The organism is Streptomyces sp. ML-6 (genome assembly GCF_030116705.1).
In the GTDB taxonomy this organism is placed as follows: Bacteria; Actinomycetota; Actinomycetes; order Streptomycetales; family Streptomycetaceae; genus Streptomyces.
Map to the genome: position 1 here is coordinate 5,761,822 of NZ_JAOTIK010000001.1, position 21,205 is coordinate 5,783,026.

Below are 21,205 nucleotides of genomic sequence, written 5' to 3' on the forward strand. Positions count from 1 at the left end.
CAAGGGCGTGGACGTTCCGGCGCAGAGGTCTGCCGGGAACGGGACGCCGGCCGGGGACGCCGCCTCCCGCGAGGTGCTGCTCAAGGTGACCGGGCTGCAGAAGCACTTCCCCCTCAAGAAGGGGATGCTGCAGCGCACCACCGGTGCCGTGAAGGCCGTCGACGGGATCGACTTCGAGGTGCACTCGGGCGAGACCCTGGGCGTCGTCGGCGAGTCCGGCTGCGGCAAGTCGACGATGGGCCGGCTGATCACCCGGCTGCTCGAACCCACCGCGGGGAAGATCGAGTTCGAGGGGAGGGACATCACGCACCTCGGCGTCGGCGGCATGCGTCCGATGCGCCGGGACATGCAGATGATCTTCCAGGACCCGTACTCCTCGCTGAACCCCCGGCACACGATCGGCACGATCGTGGGCGCCCCCTTCAAGCTCCAGGGCGTCACGCCCGAGGGCGGCGTCAAGAAGGAGGTGCAGCGGCTGCTGGAGGTGGTGGGCCTCAACCCCGAGCACTACAACCGCTACCCGCACGAGTTCTCCGGCGGTCAGCGCCAGCGCATCGGGATCGCCCGCGCGCTCGCGCTCAAGCCGAAGCTGGTCGTGGCGGACGAGCCGGTGTCGGCGCTGGACGTGTCGATCCAGGCACAGGTGGTGAACCTGCTCGACGACCTTCAGCGCGAGCTGGGCCTCACGTACGTGATCATCGCCCACGACCTGTCGGTCGTCCGGCACGTCTCGGACCGGATCGCGGTGATGTACCTCGGCAAGGTCGTGGAGCTGGCCGACCGCGAGTCGCTCTACAAGGCGCCGATGCACCCGTACACCAAGGCGCTGCTCTCGGCGGTCCCGATCCCGGACCCCAAGCGGCGGTCGGCCAAGAGCGAGCGCATCCTGCTCAAGGGCGACGTGCCGTCGCCGATCGCACCGCCCAGCGGCTGCCGGTTCCACACCCGGTGCTGGAAGGCCACGGAGGTCTGCAAGACGCAGGAGCCCCCGCTGGCCGCGCTGAAGACCGGGCACCAGGTGGCCTGCCACCACCCGGAGAACGCGCCCGACCAGGTGCCCGGCGAGGAGGTGACGGCCCAGGCGCGCGAGGCCATCGAGATCGTCGAGGTGCGCAGGGCCGCGGCGGACGAGCCGGAGTCGGAGTCCGAGTCCGGTGGTGGGGCCGCGGCGGACGAGGCCGATCCCGGTACCGGGGCGGACAGTGGTACCACATCGTCCGATACGCCGGAGGACAACCCCAAGGAGTAGTACCGGCACAATTGCCCGGTGCTCAACGAACTGTTCACGCCCTCCGTCCAGCATGCGCTCGACATCGCCGGAATCTTCGTCTTCGCGATCTCCGGCGCTCTGCTCGCCGTACGCAAGAACTTCGATGTCTTCGGCATCGCGGTGCTCGCCGAGGTGACCGCGCTGGGCGGGGGGCTGTTCCGTGACATCGTCATCGGGGCGATCCCGCCCGCGGCGTTCACGGATCTCGGCTACTTCACCACCCCGCTCCTCGCCGCCGCCCTGGTGTTCTTCCTGCATCCGCACGTCGAGCGGATCCAGGTGGGGGTCAACGTCTTCGACGCGGCGGGCCTCGGGCTGTTCTGCGTGACGGGCACGGTCAAGGCGTACGACTACGGGCTCGGCCTCACCGCGTCGGCGACGCTCGGGCTGGCCACCGCGGTCGGCGGCGGGGTGCTGCGCGACGTACTGGCCAACGAGGTGCCCTCGCTGCTGCGCTGGGACCGCGACCTGTACGCGGTGCCCGCGATGGTCGGCGCCATGATGATCGTCCTGTGCATCCGCTTCGGCGCGCTCAACGCGTTCACCAGCGGCACCGCGGTGATCGTCGCCTTCGTGCTGCGGCTGCTGGCGATGCGCTACCACTGGCGGGCCCCGCGCGCCTACAACCGGAAGTCCGCGAGGGCCGAGGAGGGCTCCGCGACCGCCTGAGGCGGGCCGTGCGGGATCCGGACCAGGACCGTGCCGGAGCCGGACCCGGACCGTGCCGGGCCCGGGCCGCCCTTTTCCGGTCATAAAAAGCTACCGCTCAGTAATGAAATCGGTGTACGGTGCGTCGCATGGCACAGGCAGCAGAGCAGGCGGCACGGACCGCGCAGGCGACCATCGGGGACAGCGAGTTCGATCGCGACACCGCCGTCACCCTCCGGGAAGAGGGCGTCTACGACGCCGAACTCTCCGCGGGCTGGACGATCATCCACGCCGTCAACGGCGGCTATCTGCTCGCCATGCTGGGCCGCGCGCTCGGCGAGGCCCTGCCGCACCCGGACCCCTTCTCCGTCTCCGCGCACTACCTCACCGCGTCCGTCCCCGGCCCCGCGGTGATCCGGACCCAGACCGTCCGTACCGGCCGCACCCTCTCCACCGGCCAGGCGTCCCTCTTCCAGTACGCGGAGGACGGCTCCGAGGTCGAGCGCATCCGGGTCCTCGCCACCTACGGCGACCTGGACGCCCTGACCGACGAGGTCCGCACCTCGGCGAAGCCGCCGGCCATCCCGCCGCTGGAGCACTGCCTCGGCGCGAGCGACGGCCCGGCCCCGATCCCCGGCAGCTCCGCCATCACCGAGCGGATCGACATCAGGCTGGACCCGGCGACGGTCGGCTGGGCCGTGGGCGCACCCTCGGGCAAGGGCGAGATGCGCGGCTGGTTCGGCCTCGCGGACGGCCGCGACGCCGACCCGCTCTCGCTGCTCCTCACCGTGGACGCGCTGCCGCCCACCGCCTTCGAGCTGGGCCTCCAGGGCTGGACGCCCACCATCGAACTGACCACCCACGTCCGTTGCCGCCCGGCCCCGGGCCCGCTCCGGGTCTCCATCACCACCCGCAACCTCGCGGGCGGTTTCCTGGAGGAGGACGCGGACGTCTGGGACAGCGCGGACCGGCTGGTGGCCCAGTCCCGCCAGCTGGCCAGGGCGTCGCGTTCCTGAAGCACCACGATCCCCGTCGGGGCCCGCCGGATTCCGGCGGGCCCCGACGCGTGCGTACGGGTTCCGGCGCGTGCGTGCGGACGGGCCGGGGCCGCCGCCGCGGTGCGCGGGCCCCGGGGCGCCATGTGCCCCGCCGCACGCCCGCATCGGGCTCGCGGAAACCGTGCGGCCTTCTTGATCGTCCGGCAGGGCCGCCCGCATTCTGTTCGATCATGGACGGCCCGTTGGGGGCGTCCGTCCGGGGTGGGTCGCGGGGAGGGAGAAAGCGCTTGCTGGAGATAGCGGGGATCGGGGCGGCGGAGGAGCGGGTCTACCGCCACCTGGTGGAGGTACGGGGCGCGGGCGTGGACGAGATCGTCCAACGGCTCCACATCCCGGAACGCGAGGCGGTGTCGCTCCTGTCCTCGCTGCACGACAAAGGGCTGGTCGGGCGGCTGCCGGGCGACGACGGCATGCGGTACGTCCCCGTCCCGCCGGACGTGGCGTTACAACCTCTGCTGGCGCGCGGCCAGGAAGCGCTGGAGTGGGCGCGGCGCGGAGTGGAACAGCTGGCCGAGGAGTACCGGGCGGGCGGCCGGCGCCATGACGCCGGGCAGTTGGTCGAGGTGATCACCGGGGCCGGCGCCATCCGTCAGCAGCTGCGCCAGCTCGCCTACGGGGCCCGCAGCGACCTGCGGTGGTTCTGCAAGGCCGATCCCGTGGCGCTGCGCGCCCAGGACAACGACGAGGAGTTCGAGCTGCTCGCCCAGGGCATCCGCTACGAGGCGATCTACGAGCGGGCCTGCCTGGAACAGCCCGGCATGGTCGACAACGTCGCCCAGGGCATCCGCGCCGGGGAAGCGGCCCGCGCCACCAGCACCCTCCCCGTGCGCATGGTCATCGTCGACAGCTCCGTCGCCGTCTGCCCGCTGATGCCGAGCAGCACGACCGGCGTCCGCGGTGAGCCGACCGCCGCGATCATCCGCAGCAGCACCCTCCTGGACGCCCTCGTCGCCCTGTTCGACATCCAGTGGGCGGCGGGGACCCCGCTGCACGTCACGGAGGCGGGCGAACTGGCCGGCTTCGCCGGCGGCACGGGACCGGGCGGCAGCCTCGCCGACGACGAGCGCTATCTGCTCTCCCTGGTCGTCGCGGGCGTGGCGGACAAGGCGATCGCCACCCAACTGCGCGTCAGCCACCGCACGGTGCAGCGCCGGATCACCGCGCTGATGCAGCGGGCGGGCGCGAAGACGCGTACGCAGCTGGTGTGGCAGGCGGCGCGGCGCGACTGGCTGCCGTAGGGGCCGGCTGTCGTGGTGCCTGGCTGTCGTGACGACTGGCCGGCGTGGAGCCTGGCTGCCGTAGCGCCCGACTGCCGTGGCGACTGGATGCCGTGGCGGCTGGCTGTCGCAGGACGCACGGAAGCCGCGACCGGCCCCGGTCCCGGTCGCGGCTTCCGGCTCCCGCGTACTACCTCAGCGCGTACGCCCGCTCGATCTCCTGCGTCACCTCATTGCCCGCGTCGTCCCAGGCGCGGACCCGCAGTGTGACGTACCCGCTGGTGCGGGCGGTCGCGGGGTGGGTGACCCGGACCCGGTAGGCGCCGTCGCCCCGGGCGGAGGTCCTCGCCGCCCGCCAGTGCGCGCCGTCGTCGTACGAGACGGACACCTCCATGCCCTTCACGGAACGGCCCGTCAGGCCTTCCTGGTGGCGGGCGCTCACCCCGAAGGCGAAGGACCTGGAGCCGGGGGCGGAGCCCCGCAGGTCGGTGGCCACGTCGTAGTCGAGCTGGAGGAGGGGGAGCAGGGACTCCTCGCCCCCGGCCGGGCGGGGGGCCGTGAACGACCAGCGGGTGCTGGTGGCCCGCGAGAGGGTGCCCTCGGGGGCGGTGCGCTTCACGTCCAGGTCCAGCTGGTAGCGGCCGTCGTCCCCGCCCGCGGGGAAGGTGCCCCACGCCCGGGGGCCTTCGGCGAGGATCTCGCCGTCGCGACGCAGCACGGCGCGGGTCTCGTCGGGGTGGGGGGTGCCGGCGTCCTTGCGGGGCAGGGCGTAGCCGTAGTGGCCGGAGGCGGTGTCGACGAACTCGGGCACCGTTATGGTCAGTTGGTCGCCCTTGCGCTGGGCGAGCCCTTCGGCACCCCGGGGGATCGCCGGGCGCACCACGGGGGCGTACCAGCTCTCCGTGGCGTGCTCACCGGGCCGGTAGGTGCGCAGGGGGCCGAACATGCCGGTCCCCAGTGCCTGGATCGCCCAGGTGGTGCGGGGGTTGACCCAGTGCAGCCACCGGGTGTCGGCGGGGCCGCTCAGGTACTCCGTCCGGACCTGGCCGGTGCGGACGTACCGGGCTTGCACGGAGAGGTACACCTCCTCCCCCTCCCACGGACGCCAGGACGGCCGGCTCTCCGTGACGTAGCGGGCCCCGCCCGTGTCCGGGTAGCGCGAGACCACGGTGGCCGTGTTCTTCGGCCCGACCTCGTGGACCACGTGCTCGGGGACGCGCTGTCGGGAGACCTGCACGACGTCGTAGAGGTAGGGGCTTGCCGGGGTTCCCCTCAGCTCCAGCACGGTGCCCGGCGCGCGCAGTCGCTGCGCGGTGGCGGGGGAGGCGTACAGCCCGATCGCGGGCAGTCGCGGGCTCACCGGCTGCCAGGACGCGGTCGCGTACCGGTTGCCGCCGGCGGTGGTGATGGCGGCCGCGGCTCCGGCCCGGGCGGCCGAGGTCACCGCCTCGTCGTACTCCACCTCCTCCAGTTCCACGAGCACCGCCGCTCCGCGGACGTCAATGCCCCGTGCGCGCAGCGCCGCGTAGTCCTCGGGGCGCCCGTGCCCGGCGTCCACCACCCGCAGGCGCCGCACGCCCTCCACGGCGGGGGAGTTGTGGAGCAGCCGGACGGGGGCGTCGGTCGCGGCGGTGCCGGAGCGCGCGCGGGCGCGGAGCATCGGTGCGGTCAGCTGCCAGCGGGAGGTGAACTCGAAGGTGCCCTCGGTGAACTCCTCGGTGGGTGTGACGTGGAGGAGCTGTCCGCCACTGTGGCCGCTGGTGAAGAAGCCGGCGAACTCCCGGTCGCCGGTCTTCCAGTGGGTGGAGAAGACCACCGGGCCGCGCTGCTCGGCCGGCCGGGGGGTCCGGATCTTCACGGGGACCGCCTCGCGCGCGTCGAGCACCAGGTCCGTGGCGCCGCTCACCCGCAGTCGGGGGTTGACCACCAGGCTGTTGGTGACGTTGTCCACCGTGCTCTTCGTGATGACGCCGTGCAGGTAGTACATGCCCTCGGGCACGTTCACCGTCAGGCTCTGCCCCGCCGGCACCTCGTGGACGATGTCGAAGCGGCCCGTGGGGCCCAGCAGGATCAGCGGGAAGACGGTCGCCGGCTGCCCGGCGCGGTCCACGCCGCGCATGGTGACCTTGTGCGTGACCGGGTCCTTCGTCACGGAGAGAACGGTGTGCGCGAGGGTCTGCCCGTCGGCCGTGGTGGCGGTGAGGCGACCGCCGTAGACGCCCTCCGGCAGCGCGGGCGCGTCGAGGGTCACGGTCACGTCGGCGGTGCCGTGGGCGGGCACGGTGACCTGCGCGGGGGCGCTCACCACGCCTGCCGGGGCCGGGGAACCGTAGAACTTGTCGAAGGTGGTGTCCAGGGCGAGCGTGACGGGTGCGTCGCCGTCGTTGGTGTAGGTGACGCCCACCTGCTGCGGGCCCGCGTCCGCTTGCAGGTAGCCGAAGGTGGTGGTGCCGGTGGCGCGCACCTGCTGGCGCACCGAGCGGGCCACGTCCACCCGGCCGGTGCCCTGCTCGTAGACCGTCTGGTCGGGGGCGGTGCGCGCCGTGCTCATCAACGCGTCCTTGAGCTGCCGGCCGCTCCAGTCGGGGTGGCGCCCGGCCAGGATCGCCGCCGCACCCGCCACGTGCGGGGTCGCCATGGACGTGCCCGACGCGGCGGTGTGATCCGCGTCCACCGGGCTGCCCATGGACGTACCGGCCGCGCGGGCGGCGACGATGCCGACGCCGGGAGCGGTGAGGTCGGGCTTGGCGCCGTTGTCCCCGGCGCGCGGGCCGCGGCTGGAGAAGGGGGCCAGCTTGTCGTCGCGGTCGACGGCGCCCACGGTCAGTGCGCTCGCCGCGGTGCCTGGGGAGCCCACCGTGTAGTCAGCGCCGGTGTTGCCCGCCGCGACGACGAAGAGGGTGCCGGTCTCCTCGCTGAGGTCGTCGAGGACGAGGCTGAGCACGTCCGTGCCGTCGGTGGCCGGGCCGCCCAGGCTCATGTTGACGACGTCGGCGCCCGAGCGGGCGGCCCAGTCCATGCCGCCCAGGATGGCGGAGTACGGGCCGGAGCCGCTGTCGTCGAGCACCTTGCCGATCAGCAGCCGTGCCCCCGGGGCCACGCCCTTGCGCGAGCCGCCCGAGGCGGCGCCGCTGCCGGCGATGGTGGAGGCGACGTGGGTGCCGTGGCCGTGGCCGTCGTTCGCGGTGGATTCGTCGGTGAAGTTGCGTACTTCGCCGAGCTTCCCGGCCAGGTCGGGATGGGTGGCGTCGACGCCGGTGTCCAGGACGGCGACGGTCGCGCCGGTTCCGTCGTGGCCGGCCCGCCACGCCTCGGGCGCACCGATCTGCGCGGTGCTGCGATCGAGGGAGGCGTGGACCTTCGCGTCCAGCCACAGCTTCTCGATGCCGCCCTCGAAGGCCGCGTTCTCGAAAGCGGAGTCCTTGGAGGCGGAGTTCTTGGAGGTGTTTTTCGCACCGCTCTTGGCGCCGTTCTTGGCGAGCGCGTCGTCGTCGATGGCCTTCCAGAAGCGCCCGGCCTGTTTCTTGTCCGCCTTCAGTGCCGAGCCGCGCAGGCTCTTGATGACCAGGCCCTTGCGCGAACCGGTGGGCGCCCCCTTGGCCGTGGGGTCCGTGCCGCCGGTGTAGCGGGCGATCAGCGGGATGGCGGAGGTGCGGGCGTCGTCGTAACCCTGCTCGATCAGGGCGGTGATGTTGAACAGCTGCCGGTCCAGTTTGCCGGAGGAGATGTACGGGAGCGCCGCGCGGGGCAGCACGTACAACTGCTTGTCGATCTCCAGCTGGGCGAAGTCGGCCTGCGAAGCGCCCGCGGCCGGCTCGACGGAGACGGCCTTCCGGCCACCGGGGAAGGTCTCCAGCCGCACCCGGTCACCGGTCACGAGCGTGACGGAGCTGACCTGGGGGCGGTCGGCGGAGTTCGCGCCGACGGCGGCGGGCGCCGGGGCGGCGCTCGCGCCGGAGGAGACGGGGGACAGGGTGGCGATGAGGACGCCTGTCGCCAGAACGGCGGCAGAGCGATGCCGTATGTGCATCGGAACCTTTCCAGGAGGCGAGGCAAGGAAACGGACACGCGGTGCGGCTCAAGACTGGGGCCCCCATTGATCGCCGCACCAGACCTCTTCGGTGCCGTGCTTGCGACATGTCGCCAAAACGACACGGTGCGCCCCACCGCGCGCACGGGCGGAATCACGCGAAATCACGCGGAATCGCCGGGGAATCCTCGGGGAATCCCCGGGGAGCCATGCGCCCGCCGTACGCCCCGCCACGGGCTCGTAGAATCGAGCCCACCATGGCTTACCTCGACCACGCCGCGACCACGCCGATGCTTCCGGAAGCGATCGAGGCGATGACCGCCCAGCTCGCCGTCACCGGTAACGCGTCCTCACTGCACGCCGCCGGGCGCCGGGCCCGCCGTACCGTCGAGGAGTCGAGGGAGACCCTCGCCGACGCCCTCGGCGCACGCCCCAGCGAGGTGGTCTTCACCTCCGGGGGCACCGAGGCGGACAACCTCGCGGTGAAGGGCCTGTACTGGGCCCGCCGCGACGCCGACCCCCGCCGCACGCGCGTCCTGGCCAGCCCGGTCGAGCACCACGCGGTGCTGGACGCCGTCGACTGGCTCGCCGAGCACGAGGGCGCGAACGTCGAGTACCTCCCCGTCGACCCGTACGGGCGCGTCCACCCCGACGTGCTGCGCGAGGCGCTCCTCAAAAACCCCGACGACGTCGCGCTGATCACCGTGATGTGGGCCAACAACGAGATCGGCACCGTCATGCCGGTACGCGAACTGGCCGACACGGCACGCGAGTTCGGCGTGCCGATGCACGCCGACGCGGTGCAGGCGTTCGGGCAGCTGGAAGTCGACTTCGCCCGGTCCGGGCTGGCCGCGATGACGGTCAGCGGGCACAAGATCGGCGGCCCGTCCGGCATCGGCGCGCTGCTGCTGGGCCGCGAGTACACGCCCGTGCCCGTGCTCCACGGCGGCGGCCAGGAACGGCACGTCCGCTCGGGCACCCTGGACGTGCCGGCCATCGCCTCCTTCGCCCTCGCGGGACGGCTCGCCGCCGAGGGGCGCGAGGAGTTCGCCCGGGAGATCGGCGGACTCCGCGACGACCTGGTCGCCGCGGTGCGGGCGGCCGTGCCCGACGCCGTACTCGGCGGCGACCCGGCCCCCGGTGGCCGGCTGCCCGCCAACGCGCACTTCAGCTTTCCCGGCTGCGAGGGCGACTCCCTGCTCCTGCTGCTGGACGCGCAGGGCATCGAGTGCTCCACCGGCTCGGCCTGCACCGCCGGGATCGCCCAGCCCAGCCACGTACTGCTGGCCACCGGCACCGACCCGGACCTGGCCCGGGGCACCCTGCGCTTCTCGCTCGGCCACACGTCGACCGGGCAGGACGTGGACGAGGTGGCCCGCGCGATCGGCCCGGCGGTGGAACGGGCCCGCACGGCCGGACTCAGCTGACCGCCACGGCCACCGGTGACACGTGCACCGGTGGCGCAGACGCCGACTGGCACGGGCAGGCGTGGGCGCCGGCAGGCACGGGCGCTGGGCGACGCGCGGGGCGTGGGTGGGCCGCCCCGTCCGCGCGGCCCGGACCGCCGGTCAGGCCGTCCACACCGCTGGTCAGACCCTCCGCACCGCCGCTCAGGCCGTCCGCGCCGCCCGGACCAGCTTCAGGTAACGGTCCCAGTCCCAGTGCTTCCCCGGGTCGGTGTGGTCCGTGCCCGGCACCTCCACGTGCCCGACGATGTGCTCCCGGTCCACCGGCATTCCGTACCGGTCGCAGATCGCGGCCGTCAGACGCGCCGACGCCCCGTACATCGCCGCCGTGAAGTCCTGCGGCCGGTCCACGAAGCCCTCGTGCTCGATGCCGACGCTGCGTTCGTTGAACGATCTGTTCCCCGCGTGGAACGCCACGTCCAGTTCACGGATCATCTGCGCCACATGGCCGTCCTTGCGGACCACGTAGTGCGCCGCGGCCCCGTGCCCCGGGTCCTGGAAGACCTTCACCGCGCTCCGGTAGCTGCCCTGGGTGACATGGATGACGACCCGGTCGACCCGGTAGTCGTCGGGGCGGTCGGCCCGCCGCCAGTTCGCCGGGGAGGCCGATATCCACTCGGCGCGCGCGAAGTCCACGGCGCCCGGCTTGCGGGGCTTCTCGATCCCCGGCAGCCGCCACCAGGCGCGCTCCAGCTCGTCCCGCGCCAGCACGGCCGTGCCCATGGCCGTGGCGGCGGCGCCGATCAGCAGCCCGCGCCGGCCGATGCCGCGCCCGGCCCCCGCCTTCGCGGACCCTCGGGCGCCCGACCTCCCCTTGCTGTCCATGTGATCCACAACGCTCATCCATGAGCATCGAGTTCCCCGGGCCCCGTACCCTGGTGGAGCTATGACTCAGACTTCCCAGCGCCCCCTCCGCGTGCTCGCCGCCATGTCGGGCGGTGTCGACTCCGCCGTCGCCGCCGCCCGCGCCGCCGAGGCGGGCCACGACGTGACCGGTGTGCACCTCGCCCTCTCCGCGAACCCGCAGTCCTTCCGCACCGGAGCGCGCGGCTGCTGCACGATCGAGGACTCCCGCGACGCGCGCCGCGCGGCGGACGTCATCGGCATCCCGTTCTACGTCTGGGACCTGGCGGAACGGTTCCGCGAGGACGTCGTGGAGGACTTCATCGCCGAGTACGAGGCGGGGCGCACCCCCAACCCGTGCCTGCGCTGCAACGAGAAGATCAAGTTCGCGGCGCTGCTCGACAAGGCCCTCGCGCTCGGCTTCGACGCCGTGTGCACCGGCCACTACGCCACCGTCGTGCTGAACGAGGACGGCAGCCGCGAGCTGCACCGCGCCTCCGACATGGCCAAGGACCAGTCGTACGTGCTCGGGGTCCTGGACGAGAAGCAGCTCGCCCACGCGATGTTCCCGCTCGGCGACACCCTCACCACCAAGGAGGAGATCCGGGCCGAGGCCGAGCGGCGCGGGCTCGCCGTCGCCAAGAAGCCCGACAGCCACGACATCTGCTTCATCGCCGACGGCGACACCCAGGGCTTCCTCGCGAGCCGGCTCGGCACGGCCGAGGGCGACATCGTCGACGAGTCGGGCACGAAGGTCGGCACCCACGAGGGCGCCTTCGGCTTCACCATCGGCCAGCGCAAGGGCCTGCGCATCGGCCACCCCGCCCCCGACGGCAAGCCGCGCTACGTCCTGGACATCTCCCCGGTGAACAACACGGTGACGGTCGGCCCGGCCGAGGCCCTCGACGTCACCGCCCTCACCGCGATCAGGCCCCGCTGGTGCGGCACCGCCCCGTCCGGCCCCGGCACGTACACCGCCCAGCTCCGCGCCCACGGCGGCGAGACCGAGGTCACGGCGGAACTCATCGACGGCACCCTGCACGTCGCCTTCACCGAACCGGTCCGCGGCGTGGCCCCCGGCCAGGCGGTCGTCCTGTACGACGGCACCCGCGTCGTCGGCTCGGCGACGATCGCGACGACGACCCGGCGGCAGACCGCGGCGACGCCCGGCTGACCCCGCCGAGGCGCCGCAGGCCGAGGGGGACGGGGCTGGCACGGCAGGGAGCGGCGGCATAGGCTGCACCTGCGGATCGTCCGCAGGTGGTGTACGTGCGGACGGGGTCAGCCTCCCCGTCCTGTCGGGAGGCCGAGGGTGCTGCTGCGTTTCCGGGTGGCCAACCATCGCTCCATCCGTGATGAGTGCGAGCTGTCGTTGATCGGCTCGAAATCCGGGGAGAGCCGCGCGCGTGCGACCGGACTGAGCCATGAAGGACGCGAAGTGTCGGCGTTGCCGGTACTGGGGGTCTTCGGAGCCAACGCGGCGGGCAAGAGCAACATGCTCAGCGCGCTGCGCGACATGCGCGCCGCTGTCCGCACATCCTTCGCCGACTGGGCGAAGACACCAGGGGTGCCCCGCAAGCCCTTCAAGCTCGACCGGGAATCCGCGGAAGAGACCAGCCTCTACGAGGTGGACCTCACCCTCGGCCGTAGCCGGACCCGGTTCACCTACGGCTTCGAGCTCTCGGACGAGCGAGTCGAGGCGGAATGGCTGCACGCCTACCCCCGGGGGGAGCGCGAGATCTGGTTCGACCGGGAGGCGGGACGCCCCGAAGCGGAAGGCGGCGAGTTCGTCTTCGAGGGCGACGGCTTCAAGGGCCGCCGTGACGACCTGGTGGCGCTCACCCGCCCCGATGCTCTGTTCCTGTCCACGGGTGCCACGCTGAACGACCCACAGCTGTCCGCGTTGCATCGCTGGTTCCTGGACAACCTGTGGCTGGTGACGCCCGGCGCGGACGTCGAGCACCGGACCAGATGGACCCAGGAGCTCATCGAGCAGAACGTGAAGGACGGCTACCGCGAGCGCGTCATGAACCTGCTGGCCGCAGCCGACCTCGGTATCACCGGGATGGACGTCGACCCGGAAACCGGTGCGGTGAGACTGCGCCACCGCACGGCGGACGGGGACGAGACCCCGCTGGACTTCCTCACCGAGGAGTCGTTCGGCACACACGCCTGGTTCGCCTTCCTCGGCCCGATGCTCACGGTGCTCGACAAGGGCGCGGTGCTCCTCGTGGACGAACTGGACTCCAGCCTGCACCCGACCCTGGCGGCGGAGGTCGTACGGATCTTCCAGGACCCGAAGGCCAACCCGCGCAACGCACAGCTGATCTTCACGACGCACGACGCGACCCTGCTGGGCAGCGAGGTGCTGGACCGCCCGCTCGGCCGCGAACAGGTGTGGATCGCGATCAAGAACAGGTCGGGCGCGACCGAGCTCTACCCCGTGACCGCTGCCCATCCGAAGGACGGCGAGAACCTGGAACGTGGCTATCTGCGCGGGCGCTACGGCGGAGTGCCCCGAGTCAGCGCGGGGGAGATCGCCCGCGAACTGTCCTGGCAGGAGGAGAAGGCGACAGCGTGAGTACGCGGGGCGGGCAGCAGCAAGGACAGCACGGCGGTCAGGAGCAGTCGGACGAGCCGCCTCGGCGGCCGAAGCGCAAGAGCCGGAAGGGCGAGGAGAAGCCCTTGGAGGCGCCCGCTCCGCCGCCTCCGGCCGATACGCGGGCGCAACGGGTGCTGTACATCGGCTGCGAGGGCGAGTCCACCGAGCCGGACTACCTCAACCACCTCAACGAACGCTTCGGGGACGGCAGCCTCACCGGCGGACGGCGATTCCGTATCCAGCCCGTCTATGCCAAGAACGGGCTGACCCCCGCCAGGGCGGTCGCCAAGGTCCAGGAGAAGGCGGCGGAGGACGAGGCATGGGCCCTCTTCGACCGCGACCAGCACCACGACATCCCCGAGGCGCTGGACCTGGCGGCCGAGCACGGCACCCAGATCTGCTTCTCGCACCCCTCGTTCGACCTGTGGCTGTTGCTCCACTTCCAGGCGTTCGGCGGCAGCCGCGGTGGGGACAGCAAGGATGTGGTGGACGCGCTGCGGCAGGCGGACCCGGCCTTCAAGAACTTCGACCGGCGCAATGACAAGAGAGTCAAGGACGGGCGCCGCGAAGCGCTGAAGAAGAAGGAGTCCACCGCCGTCCGTCACGCCCGGTCCATGGTCGCCCAGTGCGAGCACGGCAGATGCAGGGCGAAGTCCACCCGGAAGGACTCCTACCAGTGGCCCGGCGCCCCCGAGCGCCCCGATCCGCTGATCCCGCACTCGGGCCACGCCGACGACTGCCCGGTTCTCGACCGAGACCCGTCCACCGATGTCTGGCGGCTGCTGGTGAGCCTCGAAATCGTGGACGCCTGATCGCGCGGTTCCCGCCCGATCCGGCCATCGGTCCGCGTCGCATCCGCAGGACGTCTACGCTTCCCTGAGCACTCCGATCCGCTCACCGTACGTACGAAGGAATGGCGCGTGGCCAGAATCACCCTGCCCGAGCTCGAACGGCACCTGTATTCCTCACCTCGTATCTTGAGCGCGCCCTGATTTCCAGGACCATTCGGACAGCCGTACAGTCGGAGACGAGGGGGACCAGCGAAAGCACGGTCAAGATCAGTGCGAGTGTGGTCGAGGCCTTGCAGATTCCCCTGCCGAGCATCGAGGAGCAGCGCAAAGCGGTCGAGGCGGTGGCCTTGCTCGACGCGCGAATCGCTGCACAGCGGGCGGTGGTGGCCAAGCTGCGGGCAGCTCAGTCTGGTGTGGTGGAGGGGCTGTTGAGCGGTGGGGCTCACGCCATGGCTGCGTAACTGAATCTCAGAGGTGGCCAGAACCTGCCCCTGTCGTTTTCACTCCGAGAATCAGCGCGCGCAGCGCAGCTCGGTTCGTCGATATGACAACAGCCGGGCTTTCGCTCTCGCGTAGGGCGATGTCGTTTGCATCCACCATCGCAACCTCAACACAGTTGTTGCCTGACGCCTCGGAGAATGACGACTTGAGCCACTTCAGTTCGGACAAAGCTGACACCACTCTCAAATTTCTTCAACGATAGCCAGATCGCGAAATTGCGTACGGTTCAGCGAGGTGCCTGCGAAGATCTGCTCGCTGGCAGGGTGACTACACCAAGGCCATGACTCTTACCGGTGGCCCTGCCCGGCATCACGAGCCTTCACGCTGAGCAGAAGCGCACTCATGGCGCCTCGGCTGGCGGCCAGAACGATGTCCGGGCTCTCGCTCTCGCGCAGAACGATGTGGCTGCTCTGGGGCGCCGCGGCAACCTCGACACAGTTGTTGCCGCCGCCTGAGCAGAACGACGAGCGCTGCCAGTCATGTTCGGACACGGTGGAACCTCTCACAGTTCGCGGGCGATTGACCGGATGAGATCGCGCGATTCATCGGGTGGGAGGGCTGATCCCTCCATCAGGTCGAGAAGAGAACGGTAGTTCCCCAGGGGCGTCGGCGCATCAATGAAGTGACCGCCGAACGATGTGTCCAACTGGACCGTGTCGAGCTGTCCGACCGGGCCTTCGGCATACAGGATCGACTGGCCAGCACCGTGGAAGGCCCCTGCGCGGAACGGGATGACCCGCAAGGTTACATGCGGCAGTTCGGATGCATCTGCCAGGTAGGCGAGTTGCCGACGGGCGACTTCGCGTCCACCGAACTCAAGCCGTAGCGCGGCCTCGTGAACGATGCCGAGGTAGGGAGTCGGACTCTCGCCAGTGACAACGGTCTGGCGGCTCATGCGGTGTGCGACGCGCAGCTCGACTTCCAGCCTCGGTAGCGGAGGTACGGAGAGATCGAAGATTGCTCGGGCGTGCTCCTCGGTCTGGAAGAGGCCGGGCAGATGCACCGTCTGGGCTGTGCGGATGCGGGTTGCGAAGTGCTCGATCTCAGAGACTTCCAGGTGTCCGTCCGGAAGCTTGCCCCGGTACTCGTCCCACCAGTGGCGGGTGCGACGGCCGCCTGCCATCTCGGCCAGCGCATCAATCAATGGGGAATCCGCGCACCCGTAGTGGCAGGCGATCTGGCGCGTGCGGTCCTCGCTGAGGCCAGTGCGCCCTGCTTCGATGTTGGAGATCATGGTGCGGTCCGAACCGAGCAGCGCCGCCGCTTCCTGGATCGATATGCCTGCGCGCTCACGCATGCGTCGGATTTCGACGGCCAGGCGACGCTGGCGGTTGGTGAGTGCGTTCCGTGGGGCCATGGGTCCTCTCTCGTCAAGCCTGCACAGTCTTGCAGGGCTCACGCTCTGCGGTCCAACGTGAGCCCTGCACTCACTCGTTCGTGAATTTCTAGTCACATGTGAGCTCTTGTGCTCTAGCTTATGAGCTGCGCCACAGTCCGCAGGATGGAAGCGCACCGATCCGCCCTGCCCGCCCGGGAAGCAGGCCCGGACCGGCACTGCCACCGTCACTCGCGGCACAGCATCCGCAACCACCCCTGATGCACCGCCCACTTCACCCACTCGCCCCGCACCCCAGGAGGTGCCCGTGAGGACCGACCATCCCGCCCCGCACGCCCCCGACAGCTCGTACGCCCCTCACTACCCCGCCCCCATTCCGTTCGCCGACCCCTGGAGTTACGAACTCGTCTTCCCCCGCGACCCGCGCGGCCCCCGCATCGCCCGTACCGCCCTCCGGGCCATCCTCGGAGCTCACGAGCTGGCCGAACTCGCCTACCGCGCCGAGTTGTTGACGTCCGAGCTGACCACCAACTCCGTGCGGTACGCCCTGGGGCCGGCCGGGGTTCGGCTCCAGTGGCGGCACACCGTGCTCAGGGTCAGCGTCTGGGACCTCAGTCCGGATCTGCCCAAGCCGTACACGCCGGCCGCCGGGCCGGAGGCCGAGGCCGGGCGGGGGATGGCCATTCTCGAACTCGTCGCCGACCGATGGGGCGGGTGTGCCATAGGAGAGGGCGAACTAGGCACGGGCGGCAAGACCATCTGGTTCGAGCTGGCGCTCGCCACCTGACCGCCACCCGTCCCATCCCGGGCTATCGGGCCCGCTCCCGCCCTGGTCGGCTCCGCGCCCCGCTATGGAGCCGGCGGTCGAGCGGCGGGACGACTTCCTGCGGTACGGCGCGCACAACGAGCGCTGAACCGCGGGGAGGGGCGGCGCCGGAAAACCGGTCGGCCGGGTGGTAGGAATGCCTCCATGAGCACTCCCGTCCACCGGGCGATCGCGGCGCTCCCCGTGCCGGGGGAGTGGACGTGGCAGGTCGTCGTACGGCCCCGGCGCCGCACCCTGGGCATCGAGGTCACGGACGACGGGGACGTGCTGTTCGCCGTGCCACCGGACGCCGATCCGGCCGCGGTCGCGCGGGCCGTACGGACACGGCTGCCGCGGCTGGCGCGCGAAGTCCGGCGAAGGCGGACCCGGCCGGCCGAGCCGGTCAAGGAACTCATCGGTGGCACCGGCTTCGCCTATCTGGGACGACGCCATCGGCTGAGGCTGCTGCCACCGGAAGAAGCGAGCCGCGTGCGACTCCACCGTGGGTGGCTGGAGCTCCCCCGGCCGCGCACGACCGACGAGGGCGCACACCGGATCGCCCAGTGGTACGAGGTGTGCGGCACCCGGTGGCTCTCCGGACGGCTGCCCTCGTACGCGTCCCGCGTCGGGCTGCCGACACCACAGGTCGAGGCAGGTGATCTCGGGCCGAGGTGGGGGGCCCTGCGCCCGGACGGTGCGATCACGGTCCACTGGGCGGTGCTGCAACTGCCGCCGTCCTTGGTCGACCTCGTCCTGGTGCATGAACTCTGCCACCTGCGCGCGGCCGGTCACGGCGCTGCGTTCCGGCGCGAGGTGCGGCTCGTCCTGCCGGACGCGGATGCACGGGAGAAGCAGTTCGCCGAGGTGGAGCCCGAGCTGTGGCGCGGGGCCGTGCGGTGAAACATCTCAAGTGAAGGCGGCATCGCAGACGCCCCGCGCGGTCGCGTCCGACCCCCGTACGGGCGGGACCGCGCGGAGCGGGTCGTGGGATCAGGACGCCTGGTGGGCGTACACGTCCCGGGCGAAGAACTCCGTCAGGACCGGGGCCACCGCCTGCGGCGCCAGTTCGCGGGTCTGGCCGGTCAGGGTGCGGTGGCGGGACCGGGGCAGCGCGTCCGCCAGGGCGCGGGTGGACCGTCGGGCCGAGGCGGTGCTGGCGCCGCCGCAGACCACCAGGGTGCGCGCCGTGACGGAGGCGAAGCGCTCGGCCGGGATCGAGCCGTCGCCGAGCAGCGCGTCGTCGTACGCCAGGGTGTGCGCCATCGACACCAGGCCGTTCCACAGCGGGGCGCGCCGCATCCGGGCGATCATGTCGGCCGGTACGCCGGTCACGGACAGGAACAGCTCGACGGCCCCGGCGCGGTCCCCGGAGGACAGCAGCCGGTGCAGCCGGGAGGTGCAGCACGCCTTGTACTGGAGGCCGGAGGCGCCCGGCGTGTACGGGGGCTCGTACACCGCCAGCAGGTCGACGGGGAGCCCGGCCGCGTGCGCCTCCAGGGCCAGCGCCCCGCCCGCGCCCACGCCGAACACCGACGCCCGGCCGCCCACCGCGGTGACGACGGCGGCCAGGTCCTCGATCTCGCGTTCCACCGCGTACGGCCCGCTGTCACCGCTGGCGCCGCGTCCGCGCCTGTCGTAGGTCACGACGTGGAAGCGGGGCGCGAGGAGGCGTGCCAGCGGAGCCTCGGTCTCCGCCGTGCCCAGGGCCCCGCCCACCAGGACCACCGGCGGTCCTTCGCCCCGCCGCCGGTACGCGATCATGGTGCCGTCGCGGGAGAGAATCTTGTCCATGCGAGGGTGGACCGCCGGCCCCGGAAAAACTCATCGGTCCGGCTGAAGTTTTTTTGGGAATCTTCGATTGCCCAGGTCAGGGGCGTACTTTGAGGGTCAGTCGGCAACGGTCCCGGTGTCGTGGAAGCAGAAGTGGTCCTTGATGGCGGCGACTTCGTCCTTCGGCTCCTGGTAGGCCCAGACGAGATCCGCCGCACCCGGCAGCGACCAGTAGGAGGCGTCCCCCTTGAACGGGCAGTGGGTACGGGTCCCCGAAGGGGACAGGAGGTCCGTGCGGACGTCCTCGGGCGGCAGGTAGTAACGAACCGGACAGCCCGTCTCGCGCAGCACGAGCGGACGGCGGCTCTCGGCGAGTACGAGCCCGTCACGGACCACACGTACGTGTGTGGTCCCGGGCTCGACCGTGATGCGGTGTCCTGATACGGAAGCCATACGGGCTTCAGCCACACGGTCGGCCGGTTTCTTCCCCGGCGCCGGAGATGTCGGCGGCGGCCCTTACCGTGTCTGCATGAAGATCTGTGTTTTCCTCTCCGCCGCCGACCTCGACGACCGCTACACCCGGCCCGCCCGCGAATTCGCCGAACTGATCGGCAGGGGCGGGCACACCCTGGTCTGGGGAGGTTCGGAGAGCGGACTGATGAAGGTCGTCGCCGACGGGGTGCAGGAGGCGGGCGGACGGCTGGTGGGGGTGTCGGTCGACTTCCTGGCGGCGAAGGCACGGGCCGACGCGGACGAGATGGTGATCGCACGCGACCTCGCCGAGCGCAAGGCGCTGCTCCTGGAGAAGGCCGACGCGATCGTGATCATGGTGGGCGGCACCGGGACGCTCGACGAGGCGACCGAGATCCTGGAGCTGAAGAAGCACGGCAAACACGACAAGCCGGTGGTCCTGCTCAACACGGAGGGCTTCTACGACGGGCTGCGCCAGCAGTTCCAGCGCATGGAGGACGAGGGCTTCCTGCCGATCCCGCTCACCGACCTGGTGTTCTTCGCGAAGGATGGCGTGGGCGCCCTGGCCCACCTGGAGGAGTGGTCCGGTCTGCAGTGACGCGGCGGCGGGTGAGATCATGAGGAAATGCCCACTCATGTCATCACCGGCGCCGGTTCCGGCATCGGCGCAGCCGTGGCCCGTCGACTCCTGGAGCGCGGCGACGAGACCGTGCTGCTGGCCAGGGACGCGGCCCGCGCCAAGGAACTGGCCGCGCTCCACCCCGGGGCCCGCACGCTCGTCGGCGACCTCTCCAACCCGGACCGGCTGTCCTGGGCCTTCGCCCAGCAGGCGATGCCGGAGCGGATCGACTCGCTGCTGCACGTCGCGGGGGTCGTGGAACTCGGCAGGGTCGGCGACCTCACCCCCAAGGCGTGGCACTTCCAGCTCAACACCAACCTGGTCGCGCCCGCCGAGCTGACCCGCCTCCTCCTGCCCCAACTGCGCGTCTCCCAGGGGCACGTGCTCTTCGTGAACTCCGGCGCGGGCCTCGTGGCGCACGCCGAGTGGAGCGCGTACGCCGCGAGCAAGCACGGCCTGAAGGCACTCGCCGACTCGCTGCGCCACGAGGAGCACGAGCACGGCGTCCGGGTGACCTCCGTCTACCCGGGGCGCACTGCCAGCCCCATGCAGGCCAAGGTCCACCAGCAGGAGGGCAAGGAGTACGACGCCTCCCGCTGGATCGACCCGGAGTCGGTGGCCACCACCATCCTGATGGCCCTCGACCTGCCGCGTGACGCCGAGGTCAACGACCTGACGGTGCGCCCCGGCCGCTGACCGGAACCCGGGACCTCCGAAACACGCCCTAGGCTTCCCCCTGTGAGCGAGAAGAACGAGTTGAGGGGTTGCCCGGCCACCGGGATCGGATCCATGCCCGGGGGAGACGCCCGGGAGGCGGCGAAGACCGTCACCGGTTCCTTCGCGGGCGGCGAGGGCCTGCCGTACCTGGCGGAACTGCCCGCCCGCGGCCCCGGGGCGGACATGATCGGGCGGACCGTCGGGCTGCTCGTCGAACTGTACGGCCACGTCGAGCCCAGCGGCTGGCGGATCAGCGACCGGCCCGGTCGCGACACCCGCCGCGCCCGGTCCTGGCTCGGCGAGGACCTGGACGCCCTGGAGGAGTTCACCCAGGGGTACGAGGGACCGCTCAAGGTCCAGGCCGTCGGCCCCTGGACGCTGGCCGCCGCCCTGGAACGCCGGGGCGGCGAGGCCGTCCTCGGCGACCCCGGGGCCTGCCGCGACCTGGCGGCCTCGCTGGCGGAGGGGCTGCGCGCCCACCTCGCGGAGGTACGGCGCAGGGTGCCCGGCGCCCAGGTGGTCCTCCAGCTCGACGAACCGTCGCTGACCGCCGTGCTGCGCGGACAGGTCAGGACGGCGAGCGGCTACCGCACCCACCGGGCCGTGGACCGCCAGATCGTGGAGGGCACCCTGCGCGACGTCCTGGGGGCGGCCGGGGACGGGGCGACGCTCGTCCACACCTGCGCCCCCGGCGTACCGTTCGCGCTGCTGCGCCGGGCCGGGGCCGACGGCATCTCGTTCGACCTCGCGCTGCTCACCGAGCGTGAGGAGGAGGCGATCGGCGAGGCCGTCGAGGGCGGCACCCGGCTCCTCCTCGGGGTGGTGCCGGGCACGGACCCGGCCTCGGGCGGATTGTCGGACCCGGGCGGTAGCGTCATGGGTGTCAGGACGCTGTGGCGCAGGCTGGGGCTGAATCCGGGGACCCTGTCGGAGTCCGTGGTCATCACCCCGTCGTGCGGGCTCGCGGGTGCCTCGCCCGCGTACGCGCGCGCCGTGCTCGCCCACTGCGTCCGGGCCGCGAGATCCCTCGCGGACAACCCTGAGTAACGGGGCAACGGGCA

21 protein-coding genes are annotated in these 21,205 nt (G+C 71.6%); 14 read left to right on the top strand and 7 right to left on the bottom strand.

Translation table 11 applies throughout. The annotated features are described in order from the left end of the window. Positions 1-7: 7 nt before the first annotated feature. From OCT49_RS25600 to OCT49_RS25615, 4 genes are all read left to right on the top strand, one after another. Complete coding sequence (locus tag OCT49_RS25600) at positions 8-1,249, top strand: ABC transporter ATP-binding protein (protein ID WP_502963487.1); 1,242 nt, start codon at positions 8-10, stop codon at positions 1,247-1,249. 18 nt (positions 1,250-1,267) lie between these two features. Next, positions 1,268-1,939 (top strand): trimeric intracellular cation channel family protein, encoded by a 672-nt coding sequence (locus tag OCT49_RS25605; protein WP_283854167.1) that lies wholly within the window; start codon positions 1,268-1,270, stop codon positions 1,937-1,939. 128 nt (positions 1,940-2,067) lie between these two features. Next, entirely contained in the window at positions 2,068-2,934 is an 867-nt protein-coding gene (locus OCT49_RS25610) for a thioesterase family protein (RefSeq protein WP_283854168.1), read from the top strand. Between the two features lie 269 nt (positions 2,935-3,203). Beyond that, positions 3,204-4,214 carry a helix-turn-helix transcriptional regulator gene (locus OCT49_RS25615; RefSeq protein ID WP_283854169.1) on the top strand — a complete coding sequence of 337 codons (1,011 nt, stop codon included), beginning with the start codon at positions 3,204-3,206 and terminating at the stop codon, positions 4,212-4,214. Positions 4,215-4,383: 169 nt separating this feature from the next. On the opposite strand, the gene OCT49_RS25620 is transcribed toward OCT49_RS25615, so the two are convergent. Next, positions 4,384-8,223, bottom strand: a complete 3,840-nt coding sequence (locus OCT49_RS25620) for a S8 family serine peptidase (protein ID WP_283854170.1) — start codon at positions 8,221-8,223, stop codon at positions 4,384-4,386. Positions 8,224-8,480: 257 nt separating this feature from the next. Between OCT49_RS25620 and OCT49_RS25625 the strand changes: the two genes are divergently transcribed. After that, positions 8,481-9,650, top strand: a complete 1,170-nt coding sequence (locus OCT49_RS25625; RefSeq protein WP_283854171.1) for a cysteine desulfurase family protein — start codon at positions 8,481-8,483, stop codon at positions 9,648-9,650. Positions 9,651-9,833: 183 nt separating this feature from the next. Here the strand turns inward: OCT49_RS25625 and OCT49_RS25630 are convergent, their stop codons facing one another. Next, positions 9,834-10,514: an N-acetylmuramoyl-L-alanine amidase gene (locus OCT49_RS25630; RefSeq protein ID WP_283855944.1), complete on the bottom strand. Its 681-nt coding sequence runs from the start codon at positions 10,512-10,514 to the stop codon at positions 9,834-9,836. Positions 10,515-10,575: 61 nt separating this feature from the next. On the opposite strand from OCT49_RS25630, the gene mnmA reads away from it, so the two are divergent. From mnmA to OCT49_RS25650, 4 genes are all read left to right on the top strand, one after another. Further along, positions 10,576-11,706 carry a tRNA 2-thiouridine(34) synthase MnmA gene (gene mnmA, locus OCT49_RS25635; protein WP_283854172.1) on the top strand — a complete coding sequence of 377 codons (1,131 nt, stop codon included), beginning with the start codon at positions 10,576-10,578 and terminating at the stop codon, positions 11,704-11,706. A gap of 264 nt (positions 11,707-11,970) precedes the next feature. After that, on the top strand, positions 11,971-13,113 hold the full coding sequence (locus OCT49_RS25640) for an AAA family ATPase (RefSeq protein WP_283854173.1): 1,143 nt from the start codon (positions 11,971-11,973) through the stop codon (positions 13,111-13,113). Continuing rightward, positions 13,110-13,946: an RloB family protein gene (locus OCT49_RS25645; RefSeq protein WP_283854174.1), complete on the top strand. Its 837-nt coding sequence runs from the start codon at positions 13,110-13,112 to the stop codon at positions 13,944-13,946. The genes OCT49_RS25640 and OCT49_RS25645 overlap by 4 nt, the downstream gene beginning before the upstream one ends. A 257-nt stretch (positions 13,947-14,203) precedes the next feature. Beyond that, positions 14,204-14,386 carry a restriction endonuclease subunit S domain-containing protein gene (locus OCT49_RS25650; protein ID WP_283854175.1) on the top strand — a complete coding sequence of 61 codons (183 nt, stop codon included), beginning with the start codon at positions 14,204-14,206 and terminating at the stop codon, positions 14,384-14,386. Between the two features lie 7 nt (positions 14,387-14,393). Here the strand turns inward: OCT49_RS25650 and OCT49_RS25655 are convergent, their stop codons facing one another. The 3 genes from OCT49_RS25655 to OCT49_RS25665 form a co-directional block, all read right to left on the bottom strand. Further along, positions 14,394-14,594: a DUF397 domain-containing protein gene (locus tag OCT49_RS25655; RefSeq protein ID WP_283854176.1), complete on the bottom strand. Its 201-nt coding sequence runs from the start codon at positions 14,592-14,594 to the stop codon at positions 14,394-14,396. A gap of 119 nt (positions 14,595-14,713) precedes the next feature. Next, the gene (locus OCT49_RS25660) at positions 14,714-14,917 is read right to left on the bottom strand and encodes a DUF397 domain-containing protein (protein WP_283854177.1); all 204 of its coding nucleotides are present in this window, start codon (positions 14,915-14,917) and stop codon (positions 14,714-14,716) included. Between the two features lie 11 nt (positions 14,918-14,928). Next, positions 14,929-15,783, bottom strand: coding sequence for a helix-turn-helix domain-containing protein (locus OCT49_RS25665; RefSeq protein WP_283854178.1), 855 nt, complete (start codon positions 15,781-15,783; stop codon positions 14,929-14,931). Positions 15,784-16,069: 286 nt separating this feature from the next. On the opposite strand from OCT49_RS25665, the gene OCT49_RS25670 reads away from it, so the two are divergent. Next, complete coding sequence (locus OCT49_RS25670) at positions 16,070-16,549, top strand: ATP-binding protein (protein WP_283854179.1); 480 nt, start codon at positions 16,070-16,072, stop codon at positions 16,547-16,549. A gap of 183 nt (positions 16,550-16,732) precedes the next feature. Next, positions 16,733-17,467, top strand: a complete 735-nt coding sequence (locus tag OCT49_RS25675; RefSeq protein ID WP_283854180.1) for a M48 family metallopeptidase — start codon at positions 16,733-16,735, stop codon at positions 17,465-17,467. 90 nt (positions 17,468-17,557) lie between these two features. Here OCT49_RS25675 and OCT49_RS25680 read toward each other — a convergent pair whose 3' ends face one another. Together OCT49_RS25680 and OCT49_RS25685 are read right to left on the bottom strand one after the other, a co-directional pair. After that, positions 17,558-18,358, bottom strand: a complete 801-nt coding sequence (locus OCT49_RS25680; protein WP_283854181.1) for an alpha/beta fold hydrolase — start codon at positions 18,356-18,358, stop codon at positions 17,558-17,560. A gap of 96 nt (positions 18,359-18,454) precedes the next feature. Next, a complete protein-coding gene (locus OCT49_RS25685; RefSeq protein ID WP_283854182.1) occupies positions 18,455-18,790 on the bottom strand; it encodes a DUF427 domain-containing protein in 336 nt (111 codons plus the stop codon). 76 nt (positions 18,791-18,866) lie between these two features. Between OCT49_RS25685 and OCT49_RS25690 the strand changes: the two genes are divergently transcribed. Genes OCT49_RS25690 through OCT49_RS25700 form a run of 3 tightly spaced genes read left to right on the top strand, consistent with a single transcriptional unit; the run spans position 18,867 to position 21,191 of the window. Beyond that, positions 18,867-19,406 (top strand): LOG family protein, encoded by a 540-nt coding sequence (locus OCT49_RS25690; RefSeq protein ID WP_283854183.1) that lies wholly within the window; start codon positions 18,867-18,869, stop codon positions 19,404-19,406. A 27-nt stretch (positions 19,407-19,433) separates the two neighbouring features. After that, positions 19,434-20,123 (top strand): SDR family oxidoreductase, encoded by a 690-nt coding sequence (locus OCT49_RS25695; RefSeq protein WP_283854184.1) that lies wholly within the window; start codon positions 19,434-19,436, stop codon positions 20,121-20,123. 42 nt (positions 20,124-20,165) lie between these two features. Beyond that, entirely contained in the window at positions 20,166-21,191 is a 1,026-nt protein-coding gene (locus OCT49_RS25700) for a methionine synthase (protein ID WP_283854185.1), read from the top strand. Positions 21,192-21,205: the final 14 nt, after the last annotated feature.